Annotated in this window: 16 protein-coding genes and 1 pseudogene; 11 read left to right on the forward strand and 6 right to left on the reverse strand. The window is 59.5% G+C overall.

Features of this window, described 5'->3' with window-relative positions; genetic code table 11:
* Window position 1: 1 nt before the first annotated feature.
* From P0D70_RS10685 to P0D70_RS10695, 3 genes and pseudogenes are all read right to left on the reverse strand, one after another.
* Complete coding sequence (locus tag P0D70_RS10685) at window positions 2-1390, reverse strand: cytochrome ubiquinol oxidase subunit I (RefSeq protein WP_408184432.1); 1389 nt, start codon at window positions 1388-1390, stop codon at window positions 2-4.
* A gap of 260 nt (window positions 1391-1650) precedes the next feature.
* Complete coding sequence (locus P0D70_RS10690) at window positions 1651-3927, reverse strand: FdhF/YdeP family oxidoreductase (RefSeq protein WP_408184433.1); 2277 nt, start codon at window positions 3925-3927, stop codon at window positions 1651-1653.
* An 868-nt stretch (window positions 3928-4795) separates the two neighbouring features.
* Window positions 4796-4903, reverse strand: a pseudogene (locus P0D70_RS10695) (TOBE domain-containing protein); the annotation flags it as partial.
* Window positions 4904-5312: 409 nt separating this feature from the next.
* Between P0D70_RS10695 and P0D70_RS10700 the strand changes: the two are divergent.
* From P0D70_RS10700 to P0D70_RS10755, 11 genes are all read left to right on the forward strand, one after another.
* Complete coding sequence (locus tag P0D70_RS10700; RefSeq protein ID WP_408184434.1) at window positions 5313-5582, forward strand: DUF1488 family protein; 270 nt, start codon at window positions 5313-5315, stop codon at window positions 5580-5582.
* Window positions 5583-5700: 118 nt separating this feature from the next.
* A complete protein-coding gene (locus P0D70_RS10705) occupies window positions 5701-6165 on the forward strand; it encodes an Hsp20/alpha crystallin family protein (RefSeq protein ID WP_408184435.1) in 465 nt (154 codons plus the stop codon).
* Between the two features lie 33 nt (window positions 6166-6198).
* Window positions 6199-8598, forward strand: a complete 2400-nt coding sequence (gene lon, locus P0D70_RS10710; RefSeq protein WP_408184436.1) for an endopeptidase La — start codon at window positions 6199-6201, stop codon at window positions 8596-8598.
* Between the two features lie 108 nt (window positions 8599-8706).
* Complete coding sequence (locus P0D70_RS10715; RefSeq protein WP_408184437.1) at window positions 8707-9678, forward strand: Dyp-type peroxidase; 972 nt, start codon at window positions 8707-8709, stop codon at window positions 9676-9678.
* A gap of 218 nt (window positions 9679-9896) precedes the next feature.
* Window positions 9897-10250, forward strand: coding sequence for a host attachment protein (locus tag P0D70_RS10720; RefSeq protein WP_408184438.1), 354 nt, complete (start codon window positions 9897-9899; stop codon window positions 10248-10250).
* Window positions 10251-10378: 128 nt separating this feature from the next.
* Window positions 10379-10576: a TraR/DksA C4-type zinc finger protein gene (locus tag P0D70_RS10725; protein ID WP_408184440.1), complete on the forward strand. Its 198-nt coding sequence runs from the start codon at window positions 10379-10381 to the stop codon at window positions 10574-10576.
* Between the two features lie 496 nt (window positions 10577-11072).
* Window positions 11073-13877, forward strand: a complete 2805-nt coding sequence (locus P0D70_RS10730) for an ATP-dependent Clp protease ATP-binding subunit (protein ID WP_408184441.1) — start codon at window positions 11073-11075, stop codon at window positions 13875-13877.
* A gap of 450 nt (window positions 13878-14327) precedes the next feature.
* Window positions 14328-15317: a LysR family transcriptional regulator gene (locus P0D70_RS10735; RefSeq protein WP_408184442.1), complete on the forward strand. Its 990-nt coding sequence runs from the start codon at window positions 14328-14330 to the stop codon at window positions 15315-15317.
* A 189-nt stretch (window positions 15318-15506) separates the two neighbouring features.
* Window positions 15507-16454, forward strand: a complete 948-nt coding sequence (locus P0D70_RS37125) for a FecR family protein (protein ID WP_507028547.1) — start codon at window positions 15507-15509, stop codon at window positions 16452-16454.
* A 14-nt stretch (window positions 16455-16468) separates the two neighbouring features.
* Window positions 16469-17083, forward strand: coding sequence for an OmpA family protein (locus P0D70_RS10750; RefSeq protein ID WP_408184444.1), 615 nt, complete (start codon window positions 16469-16471; stop codon window positions 17081-17083).
* Window positions 17084-17106: 23 nt separating this feature from the next.
* The gene (locus P0D70_RS10755) at window positions 17107-18600 is read left to right on the forward strand and encodes a CHASE2 domain-containing protein (RefSeq protein ID WP_408184445.1); all 1494 of its coding nucleotides are present in this window, start codon (window positions 17107-17109) and stop codon (window positions 18598-18600) included.
* Between the two features lie 48 nt (window positions 18601-18648).
* Here the strand turns inward: P0D70_RS10755 and P0D70_RS10760 are convergent, their stop codons facing one another.
* Genes P0D70_RS10760 through P0D70_RS10770 form a run of 3 tightly spaced genes read right to left on the reverse strand, consistent with a single transcriptional unit; the run spans window position 18649 to window position 21468 of the window.
* Window positions 18649-19650, reverse strand: a complete 1002-nt coding sequence (locus P0D70_RS10760) for an NAD(P)H-quinone oxidoreductase (protein ID WP_408184446.1) — start codon at window positions 19648-19650, stop codon at window positions 18649-18651.
* On the reverse strand, window positions 19647-20018 hold the full coding sequence (locus P0D70_RS10765) for a carboxymuconolactone decarboxylase family protein (RefSeq protein ID WP_408184447.1): 372 nt from the start codon (window positions 20016-20018) through the stop codon (window positions 19647-19649). Before P0D70_RS10765 ends, P0D70_RS10760 begins: the two co-directional genes overlap by 4 nt.
* Before the next feature lie 13 nt (window positions 20019-20031).
* On the reverse strand, window positions 20032-21468 hold the full coding sequence (locus P0D70_RS10770; RefSeq protein ID WP_408184454.1) for an NAD-dependent succinate-semialdehyde dehydrogenase: 1437 nt from the start codon (window positions 21466-21468) through the stop codon (window positions 20032-20034).
* Window positions 21469-21480: the final 12 nt, after the last annotated feature.

Here is a 21480-nt window from a genome sequence, read left to right on the forward strand (position 1 = left end):
GTTATTCTCCTTCCAGCGCGTCCATGGCACGATTGTGCAGTTCGGGATACTTCAACGACTCGCGTGTTTCGAGGCCTGCAGAAGGACCTGCCTTCATCATCTTCAGCATGTAATAGACGCCGGTGCCGAACACAAGGAAATAGACGATGACCAATATCAACAAGGTGACGCCTGCTTGCTGGCTGCCGATTGGCGACACGGAGTCCACGGTGCGCACCACGCCATAAACTGTCCAAGGCTGTCGGCCAACTTCCGTCGTAATCCACCCGGCCAGCAGCGCCACGATGCCGGATGGCCCCATGCACAACACAAACCATTGATACCAACGGGTTTCATAGAGCCGGCCATTGCGCCTTAGCAGCAGGCCGACCACGGCGGTCAATAACATCAACATGCCTAGACCGGCCATGATGCGGAACGTCCAGAACAGGATGGGAGAATATGGGCGGTCCTCTGGCGGAAACTCTTTCATTCCGCGAATCTCTCCATCCCAACTGTGCGTCAGGATCAGGCTGCCGAGATGAGGCACCTGGATCGCGTATCGTGTGACCTCCGCGTTCATATCGGGCAGGCCGACCAGGTTCAGGGCGGTGCCACCATGCTCGGTTTCCCACAGGCCTTCGATCGCCGCGATCTTCACCGGTTGATACTTGCGTGTATTCAGGCCATGTGCGTCGCCCACAAGAATCTGTATCGGTGTGAGCACCAGCAGCATCCACAGCGCCATTGAAAAGCTGCGCTTGACCGGCACGTCACGCCGCCCATGAAGCAGGTGCCAGGCGCCGCAGGCGGCCACGATGAAGGCTGCGACGATGAACGCAGCAATGGTCATGTGGGCGAGCCTGAAGGGAAATGACGGATTGAAAATGACTTTGAACCAGTCGACAGGGACAATACGGCCATTTTCCATGGCGAATCCCTGCGGCGTTTGCATGAAGCTGTTCGAAGCCAGAATCCAGAACGTCGAAATCAGCGTCCCCACGGCAACCATGAAGGTGGCGAAGAAGTGAGCACGAGGACTCACGCGATGCCAGCCGAACAACATGATCCCGAGAAAGCCGGCCTCAAGGAAGAAAGCGGTGAGAACTTCATAGGTCAATAGCGGGCCCGTGATATTGCCGGCAATCAACGAAAACCCGCTCCAGTTGGTGCCGAACTCATAGGCCATGACGACCCCGGAGACGACACCCATGCCGAAGCCGACCGCAAAGATCCGCGACCAGAACAGGTACATGTCCTTGTAGGCTTTGTCGCCCGTCAGCAAAAAACGCCATTCCAGAACGGCGAGGAAGCTGGCCATGCCTATGCTGATCGCCGGGAAGACGATATGAAATGACACCGTGAACGCGAACTGCAACCTGGCGAGATGAAAGGCGTCGAAGATTTCCATGATCGGTCAATAGCTCCAGGTGATAACAGCAAGCGTATGCAGACGAACGGAATGCGGCGGTGCTACGACAATGTGGCTGATTTTAATCTCTGCTAGAAGGTATTTACTTGTGACGGTAAAACCAACAAGGCGGCCCGCCGGGGCAACGCTCTATCGCGCGGTTCTTGTCTATCGCTGCACGAAGTCGCGATCGGGCCGCCTGATTGCCGATAAGCCGGCGACAACGCACCGGCATACCGGATCTGCAGGCCCGCACAAAGTCAGCTCGTCGCTACGCGTTCTACCCGAACCGGCACCGATTTGTATGAGGGCGTGCCGCTTTCCTTGTCGATATAGTCGAGTGGAACCAGAACATTGGCTTCCGGGTAATAAGCCGCGACCGAACCTTTCGCGATGTTGTAGATGATCGCGGTAATGTTCTTCAGTTTGAGCGGCCTGCCAGAAGTGAGCGTTTCGATGTCCACCAGGTCCCCATGTTCGATGCCGTGTGCGGCCATGTCCTCCTGGTTCATAAAGAGGACGTCTCGTCTGCCGAATACGCCCCGATAGCGGTCGTCCATCGCGTAGATTGTGGTGTTGTACTGATCGTGGCTACGGATCGTGATGAGGCGAAGCACGTTTTCAGCACCGAGCACGTCGGCATCTTCCTTCACACCGCTGTACACGGAGAACATCGCCTTTCCGGTTGGGGTATGCCACTGCCGCTCGGTTGGCGGAAGCGGCAGCCGGAAACCGCCCGGAACTCTGATACGGGTGTTGAAATCCTCGAAGCCGGCAACGGTCTGTTCAATCAGATCCCGGATCTTGTCGTAGTCGGCGATGAGTTCCATCCACGGCAATTTCGTATTGGGTAGCGTGGCACGCGCGATACCCGCGACGATTGCGGGCTCCGAGCGCAAGTGTTCCGACGCGGGCGTGAGCTTGCCCGACGACGCGTGGACCATCGACATCGAGTCCTCGACGGTGATCGATTGTCGTCCGCCAGTCTGCATGTCGAGCTCGGTTCGCCCGAGACAGGGGAATAGATACGTTTCCTTCGAGACCAGCAGATGCGTACGGTTGAGCTTGGTGCCGATATGCACGGCCAGATCGAGTTTGGCCATGGCGGGAAAGGACTGTTCGGGGTCCGGCAACGCAACGGCAAAATTTCCGCCGAGGCAAAGGAGCGCCTTCGCCTTGCCATCGATCATGGCCTGCATGGCCTGAACCGCGTCGTGTCCATGCTCGGAGGGCGGTGTAAAGCCACACGCTGTTTCGATCAATTTGAGGAACTCCTGAGAAGGCTTCTCAGTAATGCCGACGGTACGGTTCCCCTGGACATTGGAGTGTCCGCGCAGCGGGCAGATGCCCGCGCCGGGCTTTCCGAAGTTACCGCGTAGAAGCAACAGGTCGGCAATCAGCCGGACCGTGGCGGTTCCCTTGTTATGCTGCGTGACGCCCATGCCATACGTCACGATCGTCGCATTGGATTTGGCATAAGCGATGGCCACGTGCTCAAGATCGGCGCGAGTGAGGCCGCTTGCCTTTTCGATGTCGTCCCACGACGTTGCCTCGAGATCCGCCGCGAAGGCATCGAACCCTTCGGTATGTGTTGCAATGAATTCCCGGTCAAGGATGTTTCCCTGCTCGGCTTCCATCTGGAGCAACGCTTTCATGACACCTTTTAGCGCCGCCGCGTCGCCGCCTGCGTCGACCTGGAAATAGGTCGACGCAATCCGCGTCGATCCAAAGGTTGCCATTTCCAGCATGCTCTGCGGGTCGGCAAAACGCTCCAGCGCGCGCTCCCGCAACGGATTGAACACGATGATCGGCACGTTTCGCCGGGCGGCTTCGTGGAGCGTGCCCATCATGCGTGGGTGATTGGTGCCGGGATTGTGGCCGATCGCAATGATGAGCTCCGCCGAATCGAAATCATCGAGCGATACCGTACCCTTGCCAACTCCAATCGACTGCGGTAATCCCACGCTGGTTGGCTCGTGGCACATGTTCGAGCAATCAGGGAAATTGTTCGTGCCGTATTCGCGCGCGAACAACTGGTAAAGGTATGCAGCTTCGTTCGAAGCGCGGCCCGACGTATAAAACTCGACCTGATCCGGTGTCAGCGAGCGCAGGATCTCGCCGATGCGCGCGAACGCATCTTCCCATTCGACAGCGCGATACGTATCAGTCGCGCGGTCGTATGCGAGTGGATGCGTGAGCCGTCCCTTGTCCTCGAGTTCATAGTCGGACATCTTGAGAAGCGAGCTGACGGTATTGCTTGCGAAAAATTCCGGTGGCACGCGTTTAGTAGTCGCTTCCCACGTGACAGCTTTCGCCCCGTTCTCGCAGAACTGAAATGTGGAGCGGTGCTCCTTGTCGGGCCAGGCGCAGCCCGGGCAATCGAAACCGGTTGGCTGATTCGTGCGAAGCAGCGTGATCGGTGCCTCTATGCTCTCCATCTGATCGTGAATGGCCTGAGCAGTTGCCCTAAGTGCGCCCCAACCGCCGGCGGGACCTTCGTACGGCCTGATGCCTGGCACGTCGCGTAGCTTGGCCACATGAACCTCCAATGAACGAGCGTAGTCCTGCTAGGGACGGGATAGCCTGTATGGCTCTGGGATTGCGCCGCCTGGCGGCTTGCGATATGGCTACTTCTGCGAATCAGTCTAGTTAATCAAATCGGGTGCGCAAGGCAAAAATAATCGTGCATGTGGGCTAACTAAAATTGCGATAGGTTTGGCCGTATATAGCGGAGGTTAAATAAAGCTTCTGTATTCAGTGTGACAAAGAATAATGTATTTATGCGGATGGAAGTGGATATGATTCTCTCGCAAATATCCGGCGCTTAATGGGCGGTCTCGTGCGGATCAGCTCTTGGGCTAATTCGTCCTACAAAAACATACTCCGTGACCTGGTACGGTAGCGGATCGAGATAAGCCGAAGTCTCTCCTCGCTTATCCATCCCAGATACGAGTCCCGGGCCTTGTCGACCGCGACATCCCTATCAAAGTAGTCCACGCGCGCTGAAAATGACAGGTCTGAGTCGTCGTTGCGGATGGATGAGGGCATCTGCTACGATGCCGATCTTTTCCAGCGCCGTTCGGAGCCATGTCATCAAGAGCACAGAGGTGTAAGGTTGATTTGATTCTATGGATAAGTCGAACCACTGTTAACGTCTGTCTGCCCGATAGCATCTATTGGAGTCAGCGAGCGCGGGAGCCGGCGTCTGCTATTTCCGCATCATCGCTGCTATTAGCAGGCGAATTGGTAATACGAGCAGTGCGGTGGCTCCGACTCCTACGCACCAGAGGATCAACATCCACTTCAGGTCGCTTAGGAAACCCATATGTCGACTGGATGATTCTCGCTTCATGGCTGCTCCTCGCTTGTTTACTCTCGTTCACGCTGGACCGCGAACGTCCAACCTCATTCGACCCCGACAATGACGCCCGAGGCTTTGAAGATGGCAGTCGCGGGCTTGCCGACGGCGAGACCAAGGCGATCCACGCTTTCGTTGGTGATGATTGAAACGATTTTTTCGCCGTCTGCGATATGACCTGCGAAATGATTGCGCGCGCTGGTTCGCATACGTTTCTCCGGCTCGGGTTTGAAGGTCCATCGCAAGTTGGGTTGCTGTTCGCATGCCTTACCGTGCAGTTTCATCCGCTGTAATGCGAATTCCAGTGAGCGACGAAATCGCGGATGGCACTCAAGCGGATTTCATGGCGTATAGCATAGGCGGAAATAGTAAGCCTCAGACTATCGCGAATCACAAAATTTAGCCCTGACCCGACCAACGGATGAGCAGGTTGGATCGTCTGCTCCGTAAGGTTGGCGATTCGCCTGGCGGCTGCGCAAAGGCGCCGTGCGACTGCCCGCAAATTCAACATCGGAGCGGTTTTTTCGTGCTAGTCTTTTTGAACAGCTAGCAACGGAGGCGACGATGGCCGACACCATAGAAGGCATTCGGGTCGTACATGTGGACGGACACGAAGCGGTTAAATTCGGCATCAAAGTTGACAGCGTTCACCACTTTTGCGTCGTGAGCAAGAAAGTGCTGCACGAGCTGTCTCTGCCGGGTGGTCATAAATCCGATCTGGTGCAGGAGTTCGAGCAGCACCGCGAGTTGATATACGAGAAGGCCGCAGCCGCGATTCGCGGCGGCTTGACGGGCGAGCCACTGCAGTTGAACGCCGAGGTTTTCGCGTCCTGACGCAACCTGGGCCGGGCGCGGCACACGTTCGCGCCGATGTTATGAATCGGCATGTGAGCCGTATCGTATTTGCCCTAAACCAGGGTCAACTACACACGAGCTTGACAGGCGTGCAGCGATGGCCTTTGATGAATGGACAGCCAATGTCGCACCGATCGAACAGGCATGGAGTCGGCCCGTGACTTTCACCCGCCATAACATCATGTGGGAAGCAGCCGTCGACGCGATTGAACGTGCAGAGCGGTTGCACCGGCAATTCTTCCGGCTGGCGGGTCAGCATGCCCGGGTACCCATTTGGGAGCCACCGATCGAGGTGTACGAGCAGGATGGGCAACTCGTGATCGTGGTTGCGTTGCCGGGCGTTTCTCCCGATCTGGTCGATCTGAACCTCGAAGGTCCGACGCTGATCGTCGCGGCCGAAAGAAAATTGCCTCAAGCCTTCGCCGCTGGCACGGTCCATTGCATGGAAATTCCCTATGGGCGTTTTGAGCGGCACATCCAGCTTCCCGCCGGTCACTATCGACTGGCGCGGCGCGACGCGGAACACGGATGTCTGGCGCTCGGCTTCGAAAGGCTGGATTGAGTCTGGCAAGCGCCGGCGAATCGAGGAACGAGGATGAGTACGGACAGCGAAAACGAAACCTCCGAGTCCAGCCCGGTGAGCGAGGCAACGGCTTCGACGTCCGCATTGTCCAATGAACCGCTGATCCTGCTTCCGGTGCGTAATGCCGTGCTGTTTCCAGGCATGGTGTTGCCGTTTACCGCCGGGCGTGGGCAGGCCAAGGAGGATGTGCAGGCCGCCGTCAAACGGCAGCAACCGTTGGGTATCGTGTTGCAACGCGATCCGCAGGCACAGGATCCGCCGTTCGATGGCCTCCACACGATCGGCACCCTCGCGAACGTGGTGCGCTACGTCACGAGTCCGGAAGATGGCGCGCATCATCTCATCTGTCAGGGCGTGGAGCGCTTTCGCCTGATTGCGCCGGTGGAAGGCCTCGGGTTCCGGGCCGCGCGAGTTGAACTGCTGCCCGAAAGCGCGGCCAGGAACTCGGCCATCGACGCACGGGCACTCGTTCTGAGGCAGCGCGCAGGGGAAATGATCGGACTGCTGCCCAATGCAGGCGGTGAACTCGTGAGGGCGCTCGATGCCATCGAGTTGCCCGGCCAACTCGCCGACACGATTGCCGGTTTGCTCGACATTCCTCCGGTACGCAAGCAGGAGATTCTGGAAACGCTCGACCTCTGCAAGCGGCTCGACAAAGTGTTGGACGCCGTTGCAGGGCGCATCGAAGTGCTTCGCCTGTCGCAGGAAATCGGCGAGCAGACGCGCGGCCGGCTCGACCAGCGTCAGCGCGAAATGATGCTGCGCGAGCAACTCAGGACTATCCAGAACGAACTCGGCGAGAATGCCGAAAACCACGAAGACGCGCGCAAGCTGACTGAGGCAATTGACGCGGCTCACATGCCGGCGGATGTCGAGTCTCATGCGCGCAAAGAGCTCGGCCGACTGGAGCGGACGCCGGAGGCTTCGTCGGAGTATTCCATCAGCGTGAGCTACCTTGAGTGGCTGACCGAACTCCCTTGGCAGCTTCCGGAAGAAGCGCCTATCGACATCGCTCGCGCCCGCCGGATACTCGACGAAGCGCACTTCGGCCTGGATAAGGTGAAGCGCCGCATCCTCGAATATCTCGGTGTCAGAAAGCTCAATCCACGCGGCAAAGCACCCATTCTCTGTTTTCTCGGGCCGCCCGGTGTTGGCAAGACATCGCTTGGACAGAGCATCGCTCGTGCGCTGGATCGGCCGTTTGTGCGCGTCAGCCTGGGCGGCGTGCATGACGAAGCCGAAATACGCGGCCATCGGCGTACTTATATCGGCGCGATGCCGGGCAATATCATCCAGGCCATCCGCAAAGCGGGGGCGCGCAACTGCGTCATGCTGCTCGACGAACTCGACAAGCTCGGGCAAGGCATACACGGTGACCCGGCCGCAGCGATGCTCGAGGTTCTGGACCCGGAGCAGAACGCGGCTTTCCGCGACAATTATCTGGGCGTGCCGTTCGATCTGTCTGCAGTGGTGTTCGTGGCCACTGCCAACCAGGCGGAAGGCATTTCTGGTCCCTTGCGGGATCGTATGGAAATACTGGATCTACCCGGTTACACCGAGGCCGAGAAATTCCAGATCGCCCAGCGGTTTCTGGTCCCGCGTCAATTGGAGGCGTGCGGCTTGACGGCGGCGCAATGCGAACTGCCCGATGAAGCGCTGAGGTCCATCATCCGTGACTATACGCGCGAAGCCGGCGTGCGAAGCCTGGAGCGGCAGATCGGCGCCGTCTTCCGCTATGTCGCGTTGCGTGTGGCCGAAGACCCCTCCACACTTGAGCGCATCGAGCCCGATCGTCTGCCGTCGATACTGGGGCACCGCCGTTTCGAAAGTGAAGTGGCGATGCGTACGAGCTTGCCGGGCGTGGTGACCGGACTCGCGTGGACGCCGGTTGGCGGCGATCTGCTTTTCATCGAGGCGAGCAGCACGCCGGGTGGCGGCAGGCTCGTGCTGACGGGCCAGTTGGGCGACGTGATGAAGGAAAGTGTCCAGGCTGCGTTGACGCTGGTGAAGTCGCGCTGCGAGTCCCTGCATATCGACTGTTCGAACTTCGACAAGCGCGACATTCACGTACATGTGCCTGCCGGCGCAGTCCCTAAGGACGGCCCGAGCGCCGGCGTCGCCATGTTCATTGCGATTGCTTCGCTACTGATGCGGAGAGCGGTGCGCAGCGACTGTGCCGTGACTGGCGAAATCAGCCTGCGAGGCATTGTTTTGCCGGTGGGCGGCATCAAGGAAAAAGTGCTTGCGGCATTGCGTGGCGGTATCCGGACAGTCTTGCTGCCCGCGCGCAATGCACCCGACCTCGAGGACATTCCTGTCGACGCACGCGAGCAGATGCGATTCGTCTTGTTGGAGACTGTGGACGACGCGGTACGGGAAATTATCGAGCACGAATCGGTGAAGCCCGATTGAAACGTGGACACATGTGTCGACAGGGATGGGTGGCGAGTTGCGGCCTGCAAAAGACTTGGGACGCACATTTGGCGCCGGCTCATCCTCACGTCCGCAACAGGAGGGAACTTGAGTCCGATATCTTCGCCGATCTCCGCTGCGCAGCATGCACTCGGCACCGAGTCGCAATCCATCGATGCGCCGTTGTCCGCTGCGGCCGCGTTCCTGGTTCTCGTCGTGAACGACGATGACGCTTCGATCGCAACCGCGCGTTCCGTGGTGGGAAGTACCGATGACCTTGTCAAGGACGTCAGGATCCGGGCTGACGGCGGTGTGTTCACCTGCAACGTGGGGATTTCGCATCGTGCCTGGGGGCCGCTTACCGGGAAACCGTCACCCAGTGAACTTGCGCCGTTCAAGGAGGTGCGAGGTGCCACTCATACCGCGGTGTCCACCGAAGGCGATTTGCTGTTTCACATCCGCGCAGCTTCGATGGGCGTGATTATCGAGTTCGAGCGGATTCTGCTTGAGGCCTTTGGGAGTGCCGTCACCGCAGTCGATGACGTTGCCGGGTTCCGTTACTTCGATGGACGCGACCTGCTCGAGTTCGTCGACGGCACCGCGAATCCCGATGGCCTGGACCTGCCTGCCGCCACCATTGTCGGAGACGAGGATCCGGAGTATGCGGGCGGTAGCTATGTCGTGATTCAGAAGTATCTGCACGACATGTCGGCCTGGCGCGCGCAGAGTGTGGAGACCCAGGAGGCGATCATTGGCCGTACCAAGTTCAGCAACAGCGAGTTGCCGGACGCGACGCAGGGCCAGAAATCGCACAAGACGCTCTGCACAATCGAGGACGCCGAGGGCGAGCACGACATCCTGCGGGACAATATGCCTTTCGCCGTCCCGGGTCGAGGCGAGTACGGGACCTACTTCATTGGCTATTCCCGCCACTTGTGGGTGATCGGCAAGATGCTGGAACGCATGTTCATGGGCGATCCGCCCCCGCTTCATGACCGAATTCTGGACTTTTCCAAGGCTGTCACGGGCGTCACGTTCTTCGCACCGTCCCGCAAGTTTCTGAGCAACCTGGCTGATTGATGCGTTGTGTTTGTATTGGCATCGAGTGATGCCGGGTTATCTGCGGTGGCCGCTGCGTCGAGGGTCAAGGGTCTGCTCATACTTGAATCGGATATTGGCCCTCGGTGTCGTGCGCTCGAACTGCTATTTTGAGCGCTGTCTCTTTTTAGCAGGTTCGGCATCACACCGCATCGTGGCACCACGAAGTGCCGCTAAAAATCGCTGGCAGGAGGTGAACGATGGTCGAAGTTACGTGGCTTGTTGTGGCCGACGGCGGCCGCGCGCGTGTTTTTCAGATGCCTGGACTCACACTCGACCTGCAGGAGGTCGAAGTACTCGTCAACGACGAATACACCGGCACGATGCTCACGGAGAAAGATCGCGAAAAGTTTGCCAAGCGCGTCGGCGAATACATCGAGAAGGGGCGCCTTCACCAACTCTACAAACGACTGAGGCTCGCTATCGAACCGAAATTCCTCGGGATGGTGCGAGCGAATCTGAGCGAGGACACTCGTCGATTGATATTCGAGCAAATTAGCGGGGATCTGTTGCCGCTCAGCACCAGTGAGATCGAGGCACGCCTGCGCCGATAGTGACCGGACAATGTGGACGATAGCTGAGTTTGCATGAGATTCCTTGCCCAGCATTCTCGCAGCGTTATCTACAGAGACGCCCTGTACCGCAAAGACATTGCAACCTTAACTCGCGTGAGGTGTTCGACATGCAGGAATTCGACTTCTACATTAATCTGAAGAAGCCGCCGCTCGGGCTATACGTGCGAAAGGGCGCGGGCCTGCCGGATCTCGCTGATACGAGTGATTGGCAGTTCGAGGACCCGATACCCAAGGCCAGACTCGAGGTCATGCCGGAGGCCATCTATACCGTCGAGGAGCAGGGCCGCCGCGAAGAGCGCAAGTAACGGCTTGCTCGATCGCGATTCATCCGGACGAATTCCCGCGCCGCGATAGCATTCGGCAAGCCTTCCAATGCGTACCATCGGAAAAACCAATGTTCCCTTGTTGACGATTCATTCATAGAATTCAAAGGGTATTTGGGTCCGCCACGCGAATCATATTGGCGCTTCGGCAAATCGGAAGAGTTCTCCGGGGGGTCGGCGCGCGGAGATGAACGTCGCGTTGATTCCCTCTGCCGGAACTTCGTTTGCACATAGAGCGGACGCAAGAAAGTTCGAAACAACAACTTACCGTGTGGCTTTGCGAACCAGGCCGACGCGGTACACGTCTCTGGCGTTAGAGGCGCGAATTCCTTGTGTTGAGCCGCGAAGCATCCTTTTTTTCGCAGTCCACGGCGATTACCTGTGACGCGCGGCAGCTTCCTCCGTCGCAATTCGTGTGAACGCGTCCATCTCTTTTTGTGAAGTCGGATGCACTAACTGACCAGATAGGTGACTCCCGATGCCCGCCCTTTGTGAAATCTGTAACGCTCGTCCCGCTGTTGCCCGTGTGACCGTAGTTCAAAACGGCGAGCGGAAGACATTATCGATCTGTGACTACGACTACCGGCAATTAATGCGGCATCAGAGCATGGTCAACCCGTTCGACTCCTTGCTCGGAGGTGGTGGTCTGTCCCGCTTCTTCGGAGGCCTTGGCGGCGAAGGTTCGCAGCATGAAGACGACGATACGGGATATTCAGCGGAAGTGCCGCGGGAATCGGTCGATGCCACCGACGCGTTCAGCGAGCAGACGCTTGAACTGTTGCAGCGTGCCGCTGAGAAAGCGCATGAACTCCAGCGGACCGAACTCGACACAGAACATCTGCTGTATGTTCTGGCGGATACCGATGTCGGCACGGCATTGCTGAAGGAACTCAAACTCTCGCCGCAGGATATCAAAGGGTATATCGACCAGCACGCGCAAAAGGGAACCGCGAGCCCCGATGCGCCGGTGGACAAGATGACCATCTCGCCGCGCATGAAGAAAGTGATCCAGCACGCTTTTCAGGCATCGCGCGATCTGGGGCACTCCTACATCGGGCCGGAGCATCTGCTCATTGGACTCGCGTCGGTGCCAGACAGTATCGCGGGAACACTGCTGAAAAAGTACGGCGTGACGCCGGAATCCTTGCGGCAAAAAGTCGTGAAGGTCGTCGGTAAAGGGGCCGAGGACGGCCGCGTCGATACGCCGACCGGCACACCGACACTCGACAAGTTTGGGCGGGACCTCACCGCGCTGGCGCGTCAAGGTAAGCTCGATCCCGTGTTGGGCCGCGCGCAGGAAATCGAAAGCACGATCGAGGTGCTCGCGCGCCGCAAGAAGAACAATCCGGTCCTGATTGGTGAGCCGGGTGTGGGCAAGACAGCCATCGTCGAGGGCTTGGCCCAGCGCATCGTCAACGATGACGTTCCGGAAGATCTACGCAACAAACGGCTCGTCGAGGTCAACATCAATTCAATGGTGGCAGGTGCGAAATATCGCGGCGAGTTCGAAGAGCGCGCCAAGCAACTGATCGATGAGGTGAGCGCCAAACGTGACGAACTCGTACTGTTCATTGACGAATTGCATACGATCGTGGGCGCTGGCCAGGGCGGAGGAGAAGGCGGCCTCGACATTGCCAACGTGCTGAAGCCGGCGCTCGCGCGCGGCGAACTCAGTCTGATTGGTGCGACCACGCTCAACGAATATCAGAAGTACATTGAGAAAGACGCTGCGCTTGAAAGACGCTTCCAGCCCGTGCTGGTGCCCGAGCCGACGGTCGAGCAGACTATCGTGATCCTGCGCGGTCTTCGCGACAAGCTCGAGGCGCACCATCAGGTCACATTCGCCGACGATGCGTTCGTCGCCGCCGCGGAGATGTCCGACCGTTACATCACATCGCGCTTTCTGCCCGACAAGGCGATCGACCTGATCGACCAGGCGGCCGCCCGTGTGCGGATCGGTGCGACTTCGCGTCCGGCCGATATTCAGGAACTGGAAGCGGAAATCGCGCAACTCAAGCGCGAGCAGGACTATGCGTCGTCACGCAAGCGTTACGATGAGGCGAAGAAGTTTGACGAGCGCATCAACGAAAAGCAGTCGAGGCTCGATGAGCAGGTTGAAGCATGGCAACGGAAAACAGGATCGGAAACGCTCGAGGTGACGGTTGCATCGATCGCGGAAGTAGTGTCCCGTTTAACCGGCATTCCGGTCACTGAACTTACTCAGGAAGAACGCCAGAAACTGCTCGATATGGAGAACAGGCTGCGCGAGCGCGTGGTAGGGCAGGACGATGCCGTTGTTGCCGTCAGCGACGCCGTGCGCCTGTCGCGCGCGGGCCTCGGCCAGGCGAACAGGCCTATCGCGACCTTCCTGTTCCTTGGACCCACCGGCGTCGGCAAGACGGAACTTGCAAAGGCGCTCGCTGAAACCGTGTTCGGCGACGAGCAGGCGGTCATTCGTATCGACATGTCTGAATACATGGAGCGTCACGCGGTGGCGCGGCTAATTGGCGCGCCTCCTGGCTATGTGGGCTACGACGAAGGTGGTCAGCTGACCGAGCGTGTGCGGCGGCGACCCTACAGCGTGATCCTGCTCGACGAGATCGAGAAGGCGCATGCGGACGTAAGCAATGTCTTGCTGCAAGTCTTCGACGACGGGCGCCTGACCGACGGCAAGGGCCGCGTCGTGGATTTCAGCAATACGATCATCATTGCCACGAGTAATCTCGGTGCACACCTCATCATGGACAACCTCGAGAAGCCCGAGGGGGATCGTTTGCCCGAGAAGAAGCTTCGCGAGGAGTTGATGGGCGTGCTCAAGGGCCATTTCCGCCCCGAATTCCTGAACCGGATCGACGAGGTCATCGTTTTTCATGGGCTGTCTCGCGACAACATCCGCTCGATCGTACAGATTCAGCTTGAACGGGTCATGCGTACCGCGGCCGCCCAGGACATCTCGCTCAAGATGGACGAATCGGTCATCGATCATCTCGCCGAGGCCGGTTACCGGCCGGAATTCGGCGCGCGTGAGCTGAAGCGGCAGATCCGACAGGAACTGGAAACGCGGCTCGCCAAGGAGATTCTCAACGGTAACCTGAAGCCGGGCGACAGTGTCAAGGTCAGCTACGACAAGGAAAGTGACGAAGTGAAGTTCGGCAGGAGCGAGGTATCTCCGCCGCCTAAGGCGACAGGCGCGAAAGGCGGGGGCGGACGCGCGAAGAAGAAGGCGTCCAAAGAGGAGGTCACGAGCCCTGAGTCAACCGAAAGTGCGCACGCTAAGGGGTGAGCATGGTGCGAACTGGGAGGCGCCGCCAGGTCACGCCTGATGCTGTGCGGTGTCCCAGTCTGGAGAAACGCGAGACTGTCGCGTTCACGAGGTTGGCCTGTTGCGGCGTTCTCCATGACCGTATCCGCCTTGGCGGATCAGTCACTTGCTGTCCTTCTCAAGCTGTTCATGGAGATTCCTCCGACAATTCCCATGCGGCGCGCAGCGGCGTTTACCGGGCCTCTTGCCCGGTTTGAACGGCGCCTGCGTGGCCCTGCCGCCGCCTCGCGCGAAGACCGTGGCAGAACTGTACTGATCCAAGTCAGCCGGATGTGTGCACTCTACGGCAGCTAGCCCCACCTTAATCTGTACCCATCAATTCAACATTGCCGGACCCCCGGATCGGGACCTTTCGATACGTCAGGGTTGGTTCGATTCGCGCGAAACCGGCACATACGGAGGATGGGTACTATGAATCTGCTGGAAGCCATGCGGATTTACGTCAGGGTGGTTGAACGAGAGAGCATCTCCGGCGCGGCGAGAGATCTCAACATTGGGCAGCCGGCCGCGAGCGAACGCATCGAGCGGCTCGAGAAGCATCTCGGCTGCCGGCTTCTGCTGCGTAGCGCACGCGCTTTCAACTGTACGCCTGAAGGCGCCACCTTCTACGAGCGCAGCAAGCGGATTCTGCGTGCCGTGGAACAGGCGGTCGCTGAAGTGTCGAACGACGGGCAGGATATCAAGGGAACGATTCGCATAGCGGCTCCCCATTGCTTTGGCGAGACCATCGTGCCGGAGGCGTTGGCGCTTGTGCGCGCTACCTATCCACAACTGGATCTGGAGCTGGTTCTCAATGACAGGATCGTCGACCTCGTCACCGAGGGCGTCGACATTTCTTTTCGTCTTGGGCAGCTCGGAGAAGGGGCATTCATCGCCCATCAGTTGGGACAGGTTGGTCGGGTTCTCGTCGTGGCGCCAGACTATCTGACCCGGCACGGACCGATCACTGAGCTGCCGGACCTGATAAAACACCCTTTTATTCGGGTTCAGAGTATGTTTGGCACCGACCAGTTGCCGCTCAGACATGCCGAGACCGTCGTGGAGAGCGCGCCGATCCGTACTGCGATTAAAACGAGCCACTGGCGGCCCATGTATGAAATGATCCTCTCGGGTGTCGGCATCGGGGTGCTGGAAGAGCCGGCTTGTGTCGAGTCTCTATCAGACGGCCGTTTAGTGCGCATACTGCCGCAATTCGAAGTGTTGCCCTTCGATCTCAATGTCCTGATCCAGGCGCAACGCCCTTTGCCGCAAAGGGTACGGATGATTGTGACGATGTTGAGAAAGTGCACCTCCGAAATGCTGGAGAGGGTACACGTCGACTGTGACGTAATGACAAGCTGCGTTGAAAGATGTCTGGGCGACAAGGTGGCGGCATTTCAAAGACCCTCTTTGCCGACTTAGTTCGACAACGATTATGAGGCCCGGAAAGGTGCGGCTTGGTTCCCTAGGGGTTTCCGCATGAGGCAAGCGAATCCTGTCTGCTGCAGAGCACGCCGTGACGGATCTATCGAGAGACAAGCAATGTTTTTCAGGAGCGCGGTCCGCATCGCGGCGCCCGGCTGTCTTGGTGAGACGATCGTGCCGGAGGTAATGACACTTGTCCGCGGTGCAAATCCGCAGGTGGATCTGGAGCTGGTTCTGAGCGACAGGGACGTTGACCTTGTCGCGGCGGATATAGATATCTCCTTTTGCCATGGACCGCTCGGCGAGGGCGCCTTTGTTACTCATCGGCTTGGCCAGGTAAGCAGCGGCCGATGCACATTTCGCGCGATACCTGGAAGCAGAGCCGGAGAAGCGGCATCAAGGAAAAAAATCGATAGAGAATTGGTCGCTTCGGTTGGAGCCGGCTGCCAAAGGGGGTCTGTTGCGATGTGCGCGGAACCGCACAGAGCCATTTGGATCAGGGCCATATTCTGTTCGATGCAGCAGACACGCCTCCACCTGAGCTGCTGGAGCCGTATTTCTGTAGGTCCTTCGCAAGCCCCGCTCTACGAAAAGTTGGGGAATGGACGCTCACAACGCCGGGTCGACATTGGGGGCCGTGCTGCCCCGCCGAAAGCAGCTTTACGCAATCAGGTGCCGCCGATGTGTCTTCGAGCCATCAAATATGCCTTGATTCTTGCCTGCGGGTGCGTGGCGGTCGCCGATGCGCTGGCCGCCGATGCTGCCGGCGTCGTCAAGACGGTTAAGGGCACGGTGAAGATCGAGCGGGCTGAAGGAAGTTCGGGTGCGGCCATCGGCAGCGAGGTTTACGGCAACGATCGCATCGTGACAGGCCCGGAATCCTCGGTCGGTATCACGCTGCGGGACACCACCCAACTTTCGGCCGGCGCCAATACCATCCTCGAACTCAAGAAATTCGCGTTCAATACCACGACCCACGAAGGCACGCTCGACGCCTCCGTCAAACGCGGCTCCCTGGCCGTGATTTCCGGGAAGTTGGCGAAGGCGAATCCGGATGCGGTCCGCTTCAGCACGCCAACTACCACGCTGGGCGTGCGCGGGACCGAATTCATCATCGAAGTCGGCGATAAATAAAAGGGAGGGGCACGTTGAAGGCTGCAATTCGACCTCACCGGCTGGTCTTTGCCGCGGCATGCGTCATGCTGCTTTTCCTCGCTGCGTGCAGCACGCCGGACAAAATTATTCTATTGCCGGATCCTGATGGCAAAGTCGGAGCGGTCATCGTTCACAGCGCCTCGGCAGAGCAGAAAATAGACAAGGCCTACGCCGGCGTCGACGTCACCAAGGGCGGAGCCATAGAAAAAACGACGGATAGCCAATCCACCGTGGAGACACGATATGGCGAGCTGCTTGCGGCCCGGCCGCCTCGCCCCATGACATTTACGATCTTCTTTCTGTTTGATTCCGCCACTGAACTGGCCCCTGAGTCGGCGGCCACGGTCAAACAGCTAAAAGCCGTTCTGGCGACCTGGCCCGCGCCGCAGCTGGTGGTGGTCGGTCATACCGACCTGGCGGGCTCTCAGGAATTCAATGACCAACTCTCCATGCAGCGGGCGAAGACGGTTGCAGCATTCCTGATCAAGCAAGGCGTTCCCACCCAAAAAATAGAGACCGCTGCCCGCGGCAAGCGAGAGCCACTGGTGCCCACCGCAGATGGCGTTCCCAATCGCATGAACCGGCGCGCAGTCATCACACTCCAATGATCCGCGCCATCCATCGGCGCTGAATGGCCTTCCCGTCGATGAAACGCTTTTTCGACCTATGGCATGCCCGTATCAGGAATCTGCTGAAGGCGGCTCAGGGTCGTCCGGTGGCGCTGATGGTGCTGTTTGGCCTGAGCCTGCTCAACCTGTGCAGCGAATGGCCGAGCGACATAGCACGTCCCGCTTTCGTGGATACGCTCGACGAGGCGCTTCCCGACTCTTTTAAAACAGCCCGGCAAATTTTATTCGACCAGTATCAACGCCACTTCCCACGCATTCCGACTGCTCAGCCTGTGACTATTGTCGAGATCGACGAGGAGACGCTCGCAACCGTCGGTCAATGGCCCTGGCCGCGAAATCGACTTGCGAGTCTTATCGATGCCATTGCGGCACTGAAACCGCTGGCTATCGGTCTCGACATTTACATGCCGGAGCCGGACCAAACCTCACCCGACAAGGTCGCCGGCAATCTGCCGAAAACGGCGGAAACGCTCGCCGCCGGCTTACGGGCTCTACCCAGTCACGAAGCCATTCTCGCCAGATCGTTGCGCGCGGCGCCGACTATCCTGGGTGCCGCGGCGCTCGATCATTCCGCCTTCGCCACCAGCACTGATATGCGAAGCGCTCCGATCCTCGTGCACGGCACCGACCCACTGGACTACGTGAGACGGTTTGACTATGTGCTCGCCAGCCTGCCGGAGCTGCAGGCGGCGGCGCACGGGCAGGCGATGCTGAGCGTGGCGGTCGAACAAGGCGTCGTCCGGCATATTCCTCTCATCATGGGATTGAGGGAGAAGCTGGTCCCCGGTCTGCCAATTGAAATGCTCCGCCTCGCCACGGGTTCAGCTGCGATCGACGTTTTTGCCGACACATCGGGCGTGCAAGCGGTGGGTGTTGCTGATGCGCTGGTGCCCACACAGCCCGGCGGGGACATCTGGTTGCATTTCGCGTCCATTCGATCGACGCTGAGCCGCTACGTATCGGCACGCGACCTCCTGCAGGGAACAGTCGATCCGGAACGGATCCGGGACAAATTGGTGCTGGTCGGACTGACCGGTGCCGGCGTGACTGACATGCGCACGACCGCGTTGGGCGAGTTGGTGCCGGGTATCGAGATTCAGGCGCAGGTCATCGAGACGATTTTCGAGGGACGTTTTCTGCGCCGCCCCACGTGGTTGAAATGGGCTGAATGCGCGTTGATCATGACGTTCGGTATGCTGATCATCTGGTATGTGCCTCGCCCCCATTCTCGGTTCGCGTTATTCATCAGAACCCTCCCCAAGGGTGTCACCGCTCTGGGTATATGCCTGCATCTGCTGAATCTTCTGTGCTGCTTCTTTATTTTCATGCGCTTCGGACTGTTGGTCGATGCGGCCGCCATATTTATTATTCTGTCCGCGGTCATGGGCTGCTTCCTTTCACCGGCGTTACTCGGCCTCGACGAACCAATCAGAACGGAAGCCGTGGACGCGCCGGCGCGGGAGCAAGACAACGGCCGCGCCGGCAAAACGCCATAAACCTGAGGTGGCGGTTGTGCGTATCGAATCGACAACGGTCGATGCACATCACACCAGGTCGTCTGCCGCCATGGTCAGTATGATCTTTCCAACATTGGCGGCTGATTCCATGCGCCGATGTGCATCAGCGGCCCGAGCGAGCGCAAATGTGCTGTCCACGACCGGCTCCAGGCGGGCACCGCCGTCGAAGCGCTCGAGCCAATGCTCGCGAAAACGCCGCACCATCGCGTGTTTCTCCTCTTGCGGGCGGGACTTCATCACCGTTCCCTTGATCTGCAGGTGACGGTAAAGGATCTGCTCCAGTTCGACGGCCACCTGAGCGCCACCGCCAAGAATGCCGACCTGGATCAGCCGTCCGCCGTTGGCGAGCGTTGCCACGTTGCGCGCGAAATACGGGGCGCCCACGAAGTCGATCACGACGTCAACACCTCGGCCGTTCGTCGTCTTCTTGATGACTTCAGCGAAATCTTCAGTGCGATAGTCGATGACCACGTCGGCCCCAAGTTGCACCACGCGCTCAAGCTTGCTACCTTCGGCTGTAGCGAAGACTCGTGCACCGGTCGCATACGCCAGTTGGACCGCGGCCGAGCCCACACCCCCTGCCGCCGCGTGAATCAGAACGGAGTCGCCGCGCTGTAAGCCCCCAAGATGCAGCATCGCTTCGTGAGCGGTGACGAACACTTCGGGAATCGCCGCGGCGTGCACGTAGTCGAGCACGGCGGGAATCGGCATTGCCATGCGCCAGTCGATGCGTGCAACCTCTGCGTACGCGCCCCCGCCTACTACGCCCATCACGCGATCGCCCACTTTGTAACCCTGCACCTCGTTGCCGACCTCGATCACTTCACCCGCTATTTCAAGGCCCATGATGGTCGAGTCGCCGAAGTTGGGACGGCCATAGCCGCCCCGGCGATGTGTCAGATCTGCTCGGTTCACGCCGGCGGCATGCACGCGCACCAGCAGATCGTCGGGACGTACCTCCGGTACCGGCACGTCGGCAAGTTTCAGCACGTCGGCATCGCCGAATTCTTCGAATGTGATGGCTTTCATGATCGCGCTTCCTTGGTTGTTTGGCTCGGGTTCAAAGCACGCTCGTGTGGCGTGGCAAGCGTGGCCTGCGCAACGGCAGAGGCCGAGATCGCGGCCGGAAAACCTGCGTAAAACGCGAGGTGGGTGATCGCGGCGGACAGTTCTTCGGATGTCACGCCGTTATTCACGGCGCGGCGCAAATGCGCGGGGAGTTCGTCGAGATGGCCGCCCGCGATCAGCGCGGCGACCGTAACCAGACTACGGTCGCGCGGCGAAAGCGCGGGATCGTTCCAGATTTGCGGATAGAGCGTGGCGTCGACGAACTCTGCGAGTTTCGGCGTGAAGGCGCGCGCTGCTTCGCGTGGGCTGCTGAAATCTGCGTGTGACATGACGATTCTCCTTTCAAGCCTGGCTGATGAACTTGTGCGTGAGGTAGTACTCGATACCCTCGACACCGCCTTCCGAACCGTGACCGCTTTCCTTCATGCCGCCAAACGGCAGTTCGGTCGCGACAATGCGGTATTGGTTAATGCCGATCATGCCGGCCTCAAGGCCATCGCCTACGTCGATCGCGGTGCGTGCGTTCTGCGTGAATGCATAGGCGGAAAGGCCGTACGGCAGACGGTTCGCTTCGGCAAGACCGTCGGCGAGTGATTCGAAGCGCATCAGCACGGCGATCGGGCCGAACGGCTCTTCGTGCATGACGCGTGCGTCCATCGGCACGTCGGCGAGCACGGTCGGCTCGAAAAAGTAGCCGTCGCCTTCAATCCGTTTGCCGCCCGCGAGCACTTTTGCGCCGCGCGCCACCGCGTCCGCCACCAGTTCTTCCATCTTGGCAAGCTGGCGCGGATTGGCAAGCGGCCCGACCTGGGTGTCGGGTTCCATGCCGTCGCCCACCCTGAGTGCCTTTGTTGCCCGCACAAAATGTTCGACGAACTCCTCGTAGACGCCGCGCTGGATCAGGAATCTCGTCGACGAGATGCAGACCTGGCCGGTGCCGCGAAAGCGGTTGGCCGCACCGTCGACGGCGGCCTTCTCCACGTCGGCGTCGTCGAATACCAGTACCGGGCCGTGGCCGCCGAGCTCGAGTGTGATGGGCTTGACGCCTTCCGCCGCGCGCGCCGAGAGCAGACGGCCGATGGGCACCGAACCCGTGAAGGTGACTTTGCGGATCACCGGTGATGCGATCAACTGCTTCGAGACCTCATCGGGCACGCCGAACACAACCTGCAGAACGCCTTTGGGCAGGCCTGCATCGTCGAGCGCGCGGGCCAGCGCGAGGGCTGTGGCGGGGCTTTCCTCGCCGGGCTTGATGATCACGCTGCAGCCTGCTGCCAGCGCCGCCGAGAGCTTGCGAGCGGGCGTGATGGCCGGGAAATTCCAAGGTGTGAAAGCGGCCACCGGACCGATTGCCTGCTTTTTCACAAGTTGCTGCACGCCAGGGCGGTTCGACGGCACGACGCGGCCGTCGATGCGGCGCGCCTCTTCCGCGAACCATTCGAAGTACTCCGCGGCACGCAGTACTTCATCGCGGCTCTCGGCAAGCGGCTTACCTTCTTCGAGTGTCATCAGTTCTGCGATTCGCGGTGCGCGTTCGCGCATCAGCTCGGCGGCGCGCCTGAGAATGCGCGCGCGTTCGGCGGGTACCGTCTTGCGCCAGACCTCGAATGCGCGGCGTGTGACAGCGAGCGCGTGGTCGAGATCGGCGCTAGTGGCGAGCGGCACGCGGCCCAGTTCGCGTTTCGTGGCAGGGTTGACGACCGGTGCGGTTTCGCGTTCTTGTGCATCAATCCATTTGCCGTCGATAAACAGGTATAGCGGTTCGTAGCTTGCGTTCATGATGTTACCTCC

Source organism: Paraburkholderia sp. RL17-381-BIF-C, assembly GCF_046026435.1.
Lineage (GTDB): Bacteria > Pseudomonadota > Gammaproteobacteria > Burkholderiales > Burkholderiaceae > Paraburkholderia.